The sequence below is a fragment of the Peptococcaceae bacterium 1198_IL3148 genome (genome assembly GCA_036763105.1).
Classification (GTDB): Bacteria; Bacillota; Desulfotomaculia; order Desulfotomaculales; family Desulfohalotomaculaceae; genus JBAIYS01.
In genome coordinates this window covers 40,887-54,384 of sequence record JBAIYS010000012.1, presented here as the reverse complement: position 1 = coordinate 54,384, position 13,498 = coordinate 40,887, and the positions used below count along the sequence as shown (strand labels likewise).

At 46.9% G+C, this 13,498-nt stretch carries 10 protein-coding genes; 1 reads left to right on the top strand and 9 read right to left on the bottom strand.

Annotated features, from left to right (window positions below; genetic code table 11):
- Nucleotides 1–23: 23 nt before the first annotated feature.
- Nucleotides 24–878 (top strand): pyrroline-5-carboxylate reductase, encoded by an 855-nt coding sequence (gene proC / locus V6C27_11630; GenBank protein ID MEG6617065.1) that lies wholly within the window; start codon nt 24–26, stop codon nt 876–878.
- 218 nt (nt 879–1,096) lie between these two features.
- Here the strand turns inward: proC and V6C27_11625 are convergent, their stop codons facing one another.
- The 9 genes from V6C27_11625 to pheS all read right to left on the bottom strand — a co-directional run bounded on the left by V6C27_11625 (nt 1,097) and on the right by pheS (nt 13,333).
- A complete protein-coding gene (locus V6C27_11625) occupies nt 1,097–3,448 on the bottom strand; it encodes an endonuclease MutS2 (protein MEG6617064.1) in 2,352 nt (783 codons plus the stop codon).
- Between the two features lie 10 nt (nt 3,449–3,458).
- On the bottom strand, nt 3,459–5,990 hold the full coding sequence (locus V6C27_11620; GenBank protein MEG6617063.1) for a DUF3656 domain-containing protein: 2,532 nt from the start codon (nt 5,988–5,990) through the stop codon (nt 3,459–3,461).
- Between the two features lie 14 nt (nt 5,991–6,004).
- Nucleotides 6,005–6,955, bottom strand: coding sequence for a Nif3-like dinuclear metal center hexameric protein (locus tag V6C27_11615; GenBank protein MEG6617062.1), 951 nt, complete (start codon nt 6,953–6,955; stop codon nt 6,005–6,007).
- 125 nt (nt 6,956–7,080) lie between these two features.
- Complete coding sequence (locus V6C27_11610) at nt 7,081–7,665, bottom strand: DNA-3-methyladenine glycosylase (protein ID MEG6617061.1); 585 nt, start codon at nt 7,663–7,665, stop codon at nt 7,081–7,083.
- Nucleotides 7,665–9,374: a DNA polymerase/3'-5' exonuclease PolX gene (gene polX / locus V6C27_11605; GenBank protein MEG6617060.1), complete on the bottom strand. Its 1,710-nt coding sequence runs from the start codon at nt 9,372–9,374 to the stop codon at nt 7,665–7,667. The genes V6C27_11610 and polX overlap by 1 nt, the downstream gene beginning before the upstream one ends.
- A 40-nt stretch (nt 9,375–9,414) precedes the next feature.
- Nucleotides 9,415–9,546: a hypothetical protein gene (locus V6C27_11600; protein MEG6617059.1), complete on the bottom strand. Its 132-nt coding sequence runs from the start codon at nt 9,544–9,546 to the stop codon at nt 9,415–9,417.
- Entirely contained in the window at nt 9,530–9,802 is a 273-nt protein-coding gene (gene zapA, locus V6C27_11595) for a cell division protein ZapA (protein MEG6617058.1), read from the bottom strand. The genes V6C27_11600 and zapA overlap by 17 nt, the downstream gene beginning before the upstream one ends.
- Before the next feature lie 57 nt (nt 9,803–9,859).
- Complete coding sequence (pheT, locus tag V6C27_11590; GenBank protein ID MEG6617057.1) at nt 9,860–12,280, bottom strand: phenylalanine--tRNA ligase subunit beta; 2,421 nt, start codon at nt 12,278–12,280, stop codon at nt 9,860–9,862.
- 30 nt (nt 12,281–12,310) lie between these two features.
- Complete coding sequence (gene pheS / locus V6C27_11585; GenBank protein ID MEG6617056.1) at nt 12,311–13,333, bottom strand: phenylalanine--tRNA ligase subunit alpha; 1,023 nt, start codon at nt 13,331–13,333, stop codon at nt 12,311–12,313.
- Nucleotides 13,334–13,498 lie beyond the last annotated feature (165 nt).

Here is a 13,498-nt window from a genome sequence, read left to right as displayed (position 1 = left end):
AGGTCAAGAGAGGAGTAATTATTTTGTTAGCAGGTAATCAATTTTTATTTGTTGGTGCCGGCAATATAGCTGAATCAATTATGAAAGGTTTATTGTCAACAGAACAGATTCGCCCCGGTGAAATTTGGGTAACCAATAGAAGTAATACTCAACGGCTGCAGTTTCTACGTCAATACTACGGCATTGTTCCGGTAACGGATAAAAAGGCTGCCGCCAGTGAAGCCAATATCATTGTGTTGGCCATCAAGCCCCAAGATGTTTTTAGCGTTTTAGCAGAGCTAAAAGATTCCATCACTGAAAATCACTTAATCATTTCGGTATTGGCTGGCATTACCACCACTTTGATTGAGGATACGCTGGGCATTAAAGTGCCTGTGGTGCGGGCAATGCCCAACACCTCCTGTGCTGTGCTGGAGTCTGCCACCGGACTAACCTCTGGGCAGTATGTCAGCCCAGAACAGTTAGAACTGGCTAAGGAAATATTTACCATCGTCGGTGAAGTTGTGGTATTTGATGAAGAACTGCTGGATGCGGTGACTGGATTATCGGGCAGCGGCCCTGCTTATATATATTACCTGGTGGAAGCAATGGAAAAGGCTGGTGAAGCCACTGGTATCCCCCGGGAATTGGCTCGGCCTCTGGTATTAAAAACGTTAATTGGCGCTGCCCGCATGTTAATCGAAACCGGCGAAAACCCTGAAGTATTAAGAAAACAGGTGACATCACCCAACGGCACCACCATGGCGGGATTAAAGGAACTGGAACGCTATAATTTCCAACAAGCCATTGAGCACGCCGTTGTTAGTGCCACCAACCGCTCGAAGGAGCTGGGTCAACAATATGTGCAAAATGATGCTAAAAAATCAGCCAACTTCTAAAGTGGCTGATTTTTGGCATTAATTAAATTCTCAATATAAGCATGTGTAGAAAACGACCCTCTTGCATCGCTTTTTGTAGAGGCTGGATTTATCAAGCCCATCAAACAACGTTAATTATTAAGCAAAGGTTTTGCTCTATGCGCAAAAAGTTGCGTTTAAACGGGCTCAATAAATTGAGCCCCTACAAAAAACAGGCGAGTATTTGATTTTAAACAATTTTACTTCAGTTCCACCACGGTGACCCCGGCACCGCCTTCGCTTAGTTCTCCGAGGCGGAACTTTTTTACTCGCGGGTTATCTTTCAGTTCTCGATGTACTGCTGCCCTCAGGGCGCCGGTCCCTTTACCGTGAATTAGATTCACCTGTTTTAAACCGGCGATGTAAGCGTCATCCAAATATTTTTCCATTTCTAGCAAACCTTCGTCCGCCGTCATGCCACGCATATCCAAGTTGGGACTGATTTTTTGGGCCTTTTCCATCACCACTCTCCCCACTTGGCTTTGGCCAGGATTTACCTTTGGTTGTTCAACCTTTTGCAACTGGTTTTTGGGCACCGTTAACTTTAAAATACCGGCCTGCACCAAAACGCCTTTGTCACCAATATCCAACACATATCCCTTTTGATTATACTGGGGTAGATAGACCTCATCCCCCGGTTGTAATTGTTTGGGCGGTTGGAAAGTTTGGGTACGTTTAATTCTTTTCTTCATGCCCTTGTCATATAGATTATAGATTTTCTCTCGGGCTTGTTTAATTGCTTCTTCCCGTTCCCGGGTACTCTGTTCTGCCAGTTTCTCCCTTAACTCTTTAATGATATCCTCAGATTGCTGCCGGGCCTGTTTAATAATCTGCTGGGCCTCTTCTTGGGCTTTATTAATAATATCCGCTTTGCGGGCATTGAGCTGTTCTTCTAATTTCTGATAGCGCTCTTTTAATTGTTCCGTTTCCAATCGCAACTTCACGGCCTGTTGTCTTTCTTTTTCGGCCTCCTGCTGGGTGCGCTCCATTTTTTGCATTAACTCTGCCGCCTCAATTTGCTCTTCGGTTAAATATCCCCGGGCCCGCTGTACCAAGTGCTCTGACAGCCCCAGCCGCTGAGCGATTTCAAAGGCGTTACTGCGCCCAGGCTTACCAATTAGCAAACGGTAAGTTGGCCTTAGCGTCTCACTGTTAAATTCAACACTGGCGTTTTCTACCCCCTGATTGGCATAGGCAAAATTCTTTAGTTCGCTGTAGTGAGTGGTGGCAATGGTGCGCGCCCCAATTTTGTGCAGATACTCTAAAATTGATTGAGCTAGCGCCGCCCCTTCGGTGGGATCTGTGCCAGAACCCAATTCATCAACCAACACCAAACTGCGGTCATCGGCCTGATTGATAATACCGACAATGTTACTCATATGGGATGAAAAGGTACTTAACGACTGCTCAATGCTCTGTTCATCGCCAATATCAGCAAACACCTGACTGAAAATGCCCACCTCGGAACCATCCTCCGCCGGCACATGTAAGCCAGACTGGGTCATTAACACCATTAATCCCACCGTTTTTAACGTAACAGTTTTACCACCGGTATTGGGACCGGTAATCACCATGGTGGTGAAATCTTCGCCTAACCAAACGGTCACCGGCACCACCTCGCCGGTCAATAATGGATGGCGGGCTTTGACGAGGTTTAATTTCGGTTGGGGACTAATCTTTGGCTGCCAAGCATTTAGTTTGCGACCGTAATTGGCTTTGGCCAACACAAAATCCAAATGTCCCAATGAATCCATAGCTAAGCTCAGTTCATCCACCACTCCCGCTGCTAAACTGCTTAGATGAACCAAAATGCGTTGGATTTCCTGCTTTTCTGCAGCCATCAATTGGCGCACTTCGTTATTGGCTTCCACCACTGCCATTGGCTCAATATATACCGTGGCGCCACTGGCGGATTGATCGTGCACTATACCAGGTATCTGCCCTCGGTACTCTTGTTTCACCGGCACCACGTAGCGATCGCCCCGAATGGTGACAATGGCCTCCTGCAAATACTTCTGTTTTTCAGGCGATCTAATAATGGCATCTAAGCGCTCTTTAACCTTGGTTTGAGCGCTGGCCATCCGTCGCCGAATTTGATACAACTCCGGTGAGGCATGGTCATCCAGTTCGCCACCGGGTAAGATCGCTGCTAAGATAGCCTTTTCCACCGCAGGCAAACTGGCCAGGCCCATCGCTATCTCAGCCAACACCGGGTAGGTCTCACTGCGCTCCGCCAAAAATGTTTTAATGCGCCGGGAAGCGGCCAGCGTTGTCCCCACCGGATACAACTCTTCTGCCGATAATAGAGCATCTCTTTTTAACCGCAAAATTTGATTGCGAATGTCCTGCCAGCCGCCAAGTTCTGCTGTGGGCTCAAAGCGCAACAAATTGCTGGCCTGGGTGGTTTCTGCCTGCCAAGCCAGCACTGTATCATAATTGGTACTGGGCGTCAGTTGCTCTGCTAGTTCTCGCCCCAGGGCAGAACCGGCATGTTCAGCTAAGCGCTGGCGCACCTTTTGAAATTCCAATCTGGCAAAAGTTCTTTCGTCCATAAAACTCCCCTTATATTATTCCACGATAATAGTGACCCTTGGTGAATCCCATTGACTCCTTTTCTAGTTCCGCCTTAGCATTGGCTGCAATTTCATACCACTCCTGATCTGGGTAAAACCTCAATACATTCCGATAGGCTTGCACAATATGCTTAGCCCGTTCTGCATTGACAATCCGGGCATCTATGCGCAGTACCGATAAACCTGCCGCTGCCAGCGGGCCAATATCTTCAATCATACACAGCTCTTTAGAATTAAAAATATGCTGGTGGCAATACTGGTCCACTTTAATGGGAAACACAATCCCTTTACGGTCTTTCAAACCGCAGGATTGATTGCGGCAAGGACCAGAACACTTATTTTGGCTGGTTAATCCGCCCAGCAAACTGCCCATAGCACAGTACCTGGTGACCATTAACGGCAATGCCCCATGCACCATCACCTCCAATGGCATGGCGGTATTGGCGGCAAATTCCTTTATTTGTCCCATGGTCAGTTCCGGCGAAAGGGTGACCCGAACCACCCCTTGTTCCGCCAACATGGCGGCAGCAGCCCGATTAAACACACTAAAAGAGAAATCCGCAATTAGCTGCAGCTGATGGTTATCTTTAAGCTCTTTAAGTAGGCCCAGGTTGCCCACCAGCACTTTGCTAACATTAGGTATAACTTTGCCTATAAAATTTATAAACCGATTTAGTTCTTGATCTTGCAAAATTCGGGGTGACGACAGTACAAATTCAACCCCGTGCTTGTTGCAATAGGCAGTAGCACTTTTGATGTCCTCGGGTGTAATGGCCTTCTGGGAGCGATAGCTTTCGCCGCCAAAATAGACAATGTCTGCCCCGGCATCCACCACTGCCTTCAACGTTGCCAGTTCAGTGACGTTTACCGCCAATTTAGGGCGGTTTCTTTTGCCGCCGGGGTTATGCTGTTCTAAATCTGCCAGCGCTTCGGTCAGTCGTTGTTTAAAAACCCCTTTATCGACGGTTTTACTGCGGGTACCCCTGCGATGCTGTTCCAATAGTTCCAACACCGTCCGGCGCTGTTCGTTGATAACACTCATGGGAAACATTACTTGCCCTTGAATATCACTGTCCAGTTCCCCTAGGGAAAAGGGAGTGTTACCTAGACGATTCAATTGCGCAGCCAAAAAATCCTCTGTCAAAGGTCTTTTTTCTGCCGGTTGGCCCACTTCTATTGAGGAATGCTCGGCCCAATTGCCCATCGGATCCGCCACTTTAATGTACAGCGGTTCGCCCACACTGGCTTTAACTGTAAACTTAAGTGGAATCTTTTTCAGTTCTTTACTGGAGGTATAACTCAACTTAGCCTGTTGCATTAACTGGGCGTCGTTGGTTTTAAACACCCGGTCTCCCGGGCGCACTTTTCCCCGAATATCCACCCAAACGTTGGCACCGGCCGGGGCACTCTCCACTTGGCTGCCCTGCATAATAATGCGGGACACCTCGGTGCCCACCCGACCACCTTGGGTGACCCAAACCTCAATGCCATCTCCCACCCGCAGTGGTTCGTGCAGTGCCAGCTCCACCAGGTTGCTGTCTTTGCTAAATCTTTTTACTCGACCCAATAGTATTCCTCGGTTATTGGGGCGCTTGTAGCTCATTAATTCACCGCCAGGGTTACCATAAAAATAGCCGGTGGAAAAGTCACGATTAAAGATTTGTTCCAAATCCTTTGCTTCTCTAGGCTCCACATTGAATTCCCCGCCGGCCAAAGCCTTATCAATTAACTGGCGATAGACCCTGATAACGGTGGCCACATATTCTGGACGCTTCATGCGACCTTCCACCTTGAAGGAATTTATACCAGCCCTGATTAAGTCCGGCACATGGGCGCTCAGGTTGATGTCGCGAGGGCTTAGTAAATAATCCCCCACCGCCCCGGTGTCAACCAAAGACTTGCCCCGGTGGTCAACCAACTGATACTGTAAACGGCAGGGTTGGGCACATCTACCCCGGTTGCCGCTGCGGCCACCAATCATACTGGACATCAAGCATTGTCCGGAATAGCAAACACATAATGCCCCGTGGATAAAGGTTTCCAAATCGGCACCGGTTTCCCTTTTAATTTGGGCAATGTTCTCCAATTCCATCTCCCGGGACAATACAATCCGTTCAAAACCATACTGCTGTAATAATTCTACCCCAGCGGCATTGTGCACCGTCATTTGGGTGCTGGCATGGAGCGGCAATTCGGGCACCACTTGGCGGGCCAGTTTAGCTAAGCCCAGATCTTGAACTATGATGGCATCTACCCTACTGTTGTGCAGAAAATGCAGAAAAGTCAAAGCTTCCTTCAATTCAGTATCGGACAAAATGATATTTACTGTCACATAAACCTTAACTCCACGGACATGGCAATATTCCACCGCCTTGACCAATTGATCATCATCAAAATTGGTGGCCGAATACCGGGCATTAAAGGCTTTGCCACCGAAATATACAGCGTCTGCTCCATTTTGAACAGCCGCCACCAGCGCCTCCCATGAACCGGCCGGAGCTAAAAGTTCGGGCTTTTGCATTATATAACCCCCGTTTAACGTTTGTATCTGAGCAGTCCGGAAGTAGTCAACACTTCTACTCCCTGTTCTTCAAATTTATCCAGAATTAGGTTCATACCCAGCGAATCGCTTGCCATATGGCCGGCAATGATGACATTGATATGGTTCTTTTCTGCCTCTTTGCGGTGCTTTTCACCGATGTGCATGGTCACCAAAGTGCCCACGCCAGCGGTTTGCAGTTTGTTATAGGCATCCTCAGAGCCACTGGTGCCACCGGTCATATCCACCATGATTTTACCAGCCCGTCGATCCTTGGTACCAATAACGATGGTGGGTCCGGCATTATATTGGACTGCCTCGGCATATTCTGGTTCTTGTTTTAGCATTTTAACCACTTCACCCAGGGTTTCTGGCCGCTGTTGATCGAATTTAGTTTGCAGGTAATCATTCACCATGTTATCGGCCGGGGTATGCATGCTCATGAAGGCAAAGCCCAACAATTTGGCAGCGTCCACAGCGCGGTTGTGGTTATGGGGTAGCATTCCCCGGCGCACTTCATTAATCCGTGATGACATGATGCTTTCGGCCACGTTTATTGGTACGCCAAACTTATGTAATACATCCTCCTGGATGTGCATCACACCATACAAAGCCGCCATGGCTTTACCCTCAGGGTGGTGAGATAGGATCAGATCAATCTTTTGGCCCTTTTCTGATAGGCGATCAGCCAACACCACTTCGCCCACTTCCATGTCGATACCGGTAAGTATTCTTTTCACTTCTAAATCTAAGTCACCCAGCAGTACCCTGGTGTCACTATAGGGGTTAAACAGTTTATCGGTATCAAATTCTGATTTTTCTTCTTCATTAAGTTCTTGGTAGCGTTCTTTGGTTTTAGCCAGCAGTTTTTCCACCTGTTCTAATCCTCTGGGGTCGTGCTTTTTGCCCATTTCAATTGCTAAGTTGTAGATTTCTTTTAATTTCATGTTAATAACCTCCAACATTTTATGTTCCCCTTGCAATGTTCTCCGTAGGGGCTTGAAAGTAACATTAATTATAACAATAACTTTTTCATTACACACAAGGATTCCGTTTTGCGGGCTCAACTCTGTTACTTTTTTGAGATGTATTTGTTTCCCGCTATGTAAAACCGTAGCGGTAATTCTGCCCCTTCTTTGATGCCGATTCTGGTGGTGGTGACGATGTCCTTTACCCTGTGTCCGGCATAGATGGTTATCGGTCCTTGGGTTAGGTCAGAGCCGTTGTGTTCTTTGGTAATACCCATGGCTTGCACCAGTTTGGCTGGACCGGAACATAGATCCCATAGGCGTTCCCTTTGCCTGCGATGTTGCATTAACTCAATACCATCAACTGGCTCTAGGGCGCGAATCAAAACGGCGTCCCCTACTCCTTCATCGTTGGTGACTACATTAAAACAGTAATGCATGCCATAGGTAAAATAGACGTAAGCCTTGCCCGGCGGACCAAACATCACTTGGTTTCTTTTGGTCATGCCTCGACTGGCATGACAGGCGGGGTCACCAATTTGCATATATGCTTCGGTCTCTACAATTATGCCAACGGTTATGCCTGAGGGACTGCAGTGTACCAACTTGCAGCCCAACAACTCTTTAGCCACTTGGACGGTATCGCGCTGGTAAAAATTTGTGTCTAATGGTTGGCTAAAACCAAACATTATCTTAATTCCTTTAACAATTGATCTACATCCTTGGTATTGATAATATCATCCTTTGTCAACCAAGCCCGCCGGGCCACCGATACGCCATACTCCATTTCGTTTAATCGCTTCAAGTCATGGGCATCGGTATTAATAGCAATCCTGATTCCCATTTCCTTAGCTTTGCGGGCATTTTCTTCACTTAAATCCAAGCGGTCGGGGGAAGCATTGATCTCCAGTATAGTGTTATACTTGGCTGCCGCCTCCAACACCCGGTCAATATCCAATTCATAACCTTCCCTTCTGCCCAGCAAACGTCCGCTGACATGGCCAATAATGTCCACATGTTCATGTTCAATGGCCGAGACAATGCGATTGGTCATGGTTTCTTTATCCTGTTTAAAGGCCGAGTGTACCGAGGCCACCACCACATCTAAGTCCCGCAATATATCATCGTGATGATCCAAACTGCCATCAGCTAGAATATCACACTCTACACCCTTTAATATGGTGAAATCTTGCTGTTGCTCATTTAACTTGTCAATTTCTTTACCTTGCTTATGTAACCTTTCGACATTAAGGCCGTTGGCTATTTTTAATGAACCGGAGTGATCGGTAATGGCCAAGTATGAGTAACCCCTTTCCTTAGCACCGGCCACCATTTCCTCTATGGAAAGGGCAGCATCACTCCAATGGGTGTGGGTATGTAAATCCCCTTTAATATCGCTCACTGCCACTAAGTTGGGTAAAGCATGTTGCTGGGCGGCTTCAATCTCTCCGTTATCTTCCCGCAGCTCGGCCGGGACATATGTCATCCCCAGTGCCTGATAAATATCAGCTTCACTCTCCACCGGCAGTGGTTGTCCGGCCGCATCCTTAATATATTTATGACTCAACTGAAAGTTCTTTTGTTCGGCAATGCGTTGTAAGTGTTGATAATGTTTTTTACTGCCGGTGCTGCGGTGCCAAGTGGTAATGAAGCGATCCGGCGTTACCACCGTTAAATCCACCGGCACTCCCCAAAAGGTCATCACTCTGACCCGGTTTTCTTCCCTTTCCAACACCTTAGTGACTTTGGGGTGGGTGATTAAGGCATCAATCAGCTCCGGTACATCCTCCGTTGCTGCCACCATATCCAAATCCCGCACTGTTTCTTTCCAACGCCTGGTGCTACCGGCAAATTCAACATTTTTTACCCCCGGCAATGACAGCAAAAACTCCCGTAATTCTATCCCTAAATCCCGAGCAAACCCCAATATTACCTTATCAGTACCGTTTCTGAATACATTGATGTTGCGGGCAATGTCATATTCAGACTTAGCACTCATGCCGGGCAGCTTTCTTATTTCCCTTTTATTAGCTGCCACTTCCAGTTCGGCCAGCGAAGCTATGCCCAGTTTTTCAAAAATCAGTCGCGCCTTTTTAGGGCCGATGCCGGGCAAAGCGCGAATCTCCAACACTCCCCGCGGTATTTCCGCCAGCAATTCTTGGTGTGCTTTGCAAGTTCCCGTTTCCAATAATTCTTTAGTTTTATCAGTTATTGCTTTGCCAATGCCGGGCAGTTTGCTAAAAGTACCGTTGGCAACCAATTCTGCCACTGGTTTTTCCAGGCGCATAATGGTTTTGGCCCCGTTGCGATACGCCTTCACTTTAAAAAAATCTGCACCCTTTATTTCCAATAGGTCCGCCATTTCATTAAAGACCCAAGCTATTTCAATGTTTTTCATCAAACCACTGCTCCCATAACAATTGTTCTTGTTCTATCACCTATTCATTTTTCCCCGAACCTGCAGGCTCTAGCCATGCAGCGGTGAATATATTTTGAAAAGCAAAAGAAACACTCATGAAGTGATCGTCCATGAGTGTTTTTTTAGCGTTTAGATTACTTTTTCTCGGCATCGGCATCCAAGGTATCCATCATTTCCAGCAAGTTATCGTAATCTGCTTGCAGTTTACTGAGTTCATCGGCAATATTGATAGCTGCCAGAATTGCCGCATTGGTTGTGGTAAGTTTAGGGTTAATGTTGACCAATTGTTTCACCTTACGGTCCACATAATTTGCCACCATCTCTATATGTTCAGGTGATTCATCACCCTTAATGGTAAACTTATCCCCACATATTTCCACTTCAACCCGGGCCTTTTGACCGGACATCTGGGTTCCTCCTCCACCGTTTTAAGCATCTATTCGTCATTATATGGTAAATTCCTGCTAACTACGCAATTCTGCTGCAAATTTTTCGCTTAAAGCCTTGAAGATTTTAATCATTTGCTTGGTTACCTCTTCATCGGTCAAGGTGCGATCCGGTGCTTGGAATAACAGTGAAAAGGCTTGACTCTTATATCCGTCCTGTACTTGGGCGCCCTGGTAAACATCAAAAACTTTAACTTGTTTTAAAAGGGCGCCACTGGTATTGGTAATGGTATCCACCATATCTTTGGTGGCCACATCCTGTTTAACCACCAAAGCCAAATCGCGGTCCACTGCCGGGAACTTAGGTAGCGCTTGATATTGAGGCAACTCCAGTTCAATGGCCATCAAATCTGTCAGGTCAATTTTACAAGCCACTGCCCGATGGGGCAGGTTATAGTTTTCTATGACATTGGGATGCAACTCACCCAATACGCCCAACATCTTCCCATTAACTTCAATGGCCGCAGTGCGCCCCGGGTGGAAACTAGGATCGGTATGCCGCACAAATTGAACCTCTTTGAGGCCAATTTTATTAAGCAGGGTTTCTAGTACACCTTTGGCATAGTAAAAATCCATCGGTTGAGCCGGAGCATTCCAACTCTTTTCGGTGTAGCCAGAGAAGGCCAGAGCCAAAGTCAACCTTTCTTCCGGCAGCACTTGTCCCACTTGGGGATAAAAGACTCGGCCAATTTCAAAAATCGACCCGTTTTGCACTTGGCGATTATGGTTTCTTTCTAACACTTCCAGCAGATTGGGCACCGGCACTGTGCGCATCACAGATTGTTCTTCGCTCAGTGGGTTCTGGATTTTAACCACATTTCTAAATTTACTGTCAGCCGGTAAATTCATTAGATCAAAAGCTTTGGGGCTAACAAACCCATAGGTTACCACTTCATAAAGGCCACAGCCCACCAGAATATTTCTTATGTCATGCACCAATTGTTGGTTAAAATCGCGCTTCCCTTGGGTTGTCGGTCCATAAATTAAGGTGTTTGGAATATTGTTATAGCCGTAAATCCGGGCCACCTCTTCCACCAGGTCCGCCTCAAGGCTGATGTCTGGGCGGAAAGTTGGTATGGTCACCAGCAACTCAGCACCTTCAGGCTGCACCTTAAATTGCAGCGCCGACAACATGTCTATAATATGCTGTTTTTCAATCTTAATGCCCAGCAGATATTCTACTCTTTCCGGCCTTAAAGTTACTGTTTTTTCAATGGTGGAGTGCGGATAATTGTCAATTACCCCTTTAACCACTTGGCCGCCACCCAACTGTTGCATTAACAGCGCCGCTCTATCAGCAGCCCGCACACAACCGCCAATATCAATGGTTTTCTCAAACCGCGCCGACGCTTCTGAACGCATATTCAGTGCCTTAGCTGTCCGTCGCACACTGACGGGATTAAAAAATGCTGATTCAATTAAAACATTCTTAGTGCTGGCAGTGACTTCACTTTCCAAGCCACCCATTACACCGGCCACCGCCACCGGTCCATTGGGATCGGCAATTACCAGCATATCTTCAGTTAATTTGCGCTCGGTTTCATCCAATGTCACCAGCGGTTCATCGGCCTTAGCCCGGCGCACAATAATGTGATGGTCCGTCAACTTGTCATAATCAAAGGCATGCAGTGGTTGACCGAACTCCAGCATCACATAGTTGGTAACATCCACAACATTGTTAATGGGTCTGACTCCCGCTGCACGCAATCTTTGTTGCATCCACGCCGGGGATGGCCCTATTTCTACATCTTGCACCACCCGCACCACATAGCGGTTGCACAGGTCTTCGGCTTCAATATCAACCTTGGCTAAACCACTAACCTCGGTGTCGTTTTCCGCCGGATTGGTCTCAGGCAACCGCATTTCTAAACCTAGCATCACCGCCACTTCTCTGGCCACACCCAGCATTGACAAACAGTCACCACGGTTAGGAGTTAACTCTAGCTCCAATATATAGTCATCCAATCCCAGGTATTCAACAATATCCACATTTAGTGGCGCGTCTTCCGGCAGAATCATAATGCCATGCTGTTGTTCCGCAGGCAATAGCTTTGTGTCGATACCCAGTTCCTGCCCCGAACAGAGCATGCCGTTTGAAGGTTCGCCACGCAATTTGCTCTTTTTAATGGTCAGTCCGATGGGCAGTTTGGCGCCCACTTTAGCCACTGGAATTTTATGCCCTTCCCGTACGTTTTGGGCACCAGTAACAATTTGGATGCGATCTTCGCCATCGGTTGTCACCTGACAAATCACCAGTTTATCCGCATTGGGATGGGGATCAATTTTCAGGATTTGTCCGGTAACCACATTGGTGATCCCTTCACCTAAATAGTGCACGTTTTCCACCGCCACACCGGCCATCGTTAAACGGTCAGCCAGTTCCTGTGGGGGAATATTGACGTCCACAAATTCTTGTAACCATTTATAGGAAACTTTCATAATATGTACCCTCCTGATAACCTTATATAATTAAAATTGAGCCAGGAAACGCAAATCATTATCATAGAACAACCTAAGGTCATCAATACCGTATTTGAGCATGGCAATCCGCTCAATCCCCATACCAAAGGCAAATCCGGTGGCTTCTTCCGGGTTATAGCCGGACATTTCCAAAACCTTGGGGTGCACCATGCCGCAACCTAGAATTTCTAACCAACCGGTATTACTGCATACGCGACAACCTTTTCCTTTACAGATACCGCAGGAGATATCCATTTCAGCACTGGGTTCAGTAAAGGGGAAATAGCTGGGACGGAACCGAGTGCGGGTGTCTGGGCCAAACATTTGCTTAGCAAATAAACTTAACACCCCTTTTAAATCGCTAAAGGTAATGTGCTTGTCCACAGCTAACCCTTCCACTTGGGTAAACATTGGTGAGTGGGTGGCGTCGTCATCCCGTCGATAAACTCTACCCGGCACGATAATTTTAATTGGCACGGCAGGCACCATTTTTTCCATGGTGCGAGCTTGCACCGGTGATGTATGGGTGCGCAGCACCACCTCTGGATTAATGAAAAAGGTATCCTGCATATCCCGAGCGGGGTGATCCTTAGGCAGGTTTAACGCCTCGAAATTATAGTAATCGGTTTCAACTTCCGGACCTTCGGCAATGTTAAAACCTATCCCTAAAAAGATGGTCTCTATTTCTTCCTGCACCTTGGTAAGGGGATGTTTATTGCCGGATAACATCGGTTTACCCGGTAATGTCACATCAATAACTTCCTGGGCTAACCGCTGTTCCTTTTCTGCTTCTTTCAACGCATTATTTCTCTCAGCAATCAGCACTTCCAGTTCAGACCTAATTTCATTGGCCAGAGCACCAACTTTTGGACGTTCTTCCGCTGAAAGGGCTCCCATCCCCCGCAGTACAGATGTCAATTCACCCTTTTTGCCTAAATATTTAACCCGCAGGTTACTTAATTCATTTAATGTAGTTGCCTGAGCCAACTCTTGTTTAGCTTCGGCAGCAAGGCTTTTCAATTTTTCTTCCATAACCCTACCTCCATGCTTATTCAACAAAGTTATTCATACTAAACCATTTTACACCATTATTAACAGAAAAACAAAAAAATCCGCCCTGAAACAGAGACGGATTTAACCCCGTGGCACAAACCCTATTCATTGTCTTACGTAAACAGTCTCTTCAAGCATGAACCA

Bases quoted from the DNA above. Each gene is read 5' to 3' on its own strand.
- V6C27_11625 (MEG6617064.1), bottom strand. From the start codon at position 3,448: ATGGACGAAAGAACTTTTGCCAGATTGGAATTTCAAAAGGTGCGCCAG.
- V6C27_11620 (MEG6617063.1), bottom strand. From the start codon at position 5,990: ATGCAAAAGCCCGAACTTTTAGCTCCGGCCGGTTCATGGGAGGCGCTG.
- V6C27_11615 (MEG6617062.1), bottom strand. From the start codon at position 6,955: ATGAAATTAAAAGAAATCTACAACTTAGCAATTGAAATGGGCAAAAAG.
- V6C27_11610 (MEG6617061.1), bottom strand. From the start codon at position 7,665: ATGTTTGGTTTTAGCCAACCATTAGACACAAATTTTTACCAGCGCGAT.
- polX (MEG6617060.1), bottom strand. From the start codon at position 9,374: ATGAAAAACATTGAAATAGCTTGGGTCTTTAATGAAATGGCGGACCTA.
- V6C27_11600 (MEG6617059.1), bottom strand. From the start codon at position 9,546: ATGCCGAGAAAAAGTAATCTAAACGCTAAAAAAACACTCATGGACGAT.
- zapA (MEG6617058.1), bottom strand. From the start codon at position 9,802: ATGTCCGGTCAAAAGGCCCGGGTTGAAGTGGAAATATGTGGGGATAAG.
- pheT (MEG6617057.1), bottom strand. From the start codon at position 12,280: ATGAAAGTTTCCTATAAATGGTTACAAGAATTTGTGGACGTCAATATT.
- pheS (MEG6617056.1), bottom strand. From the start codon at position 13,333: ATGGAAGAAAAATTGAAAAGCCTTGCTGCCGAAGCTAAACAAGAGTTG.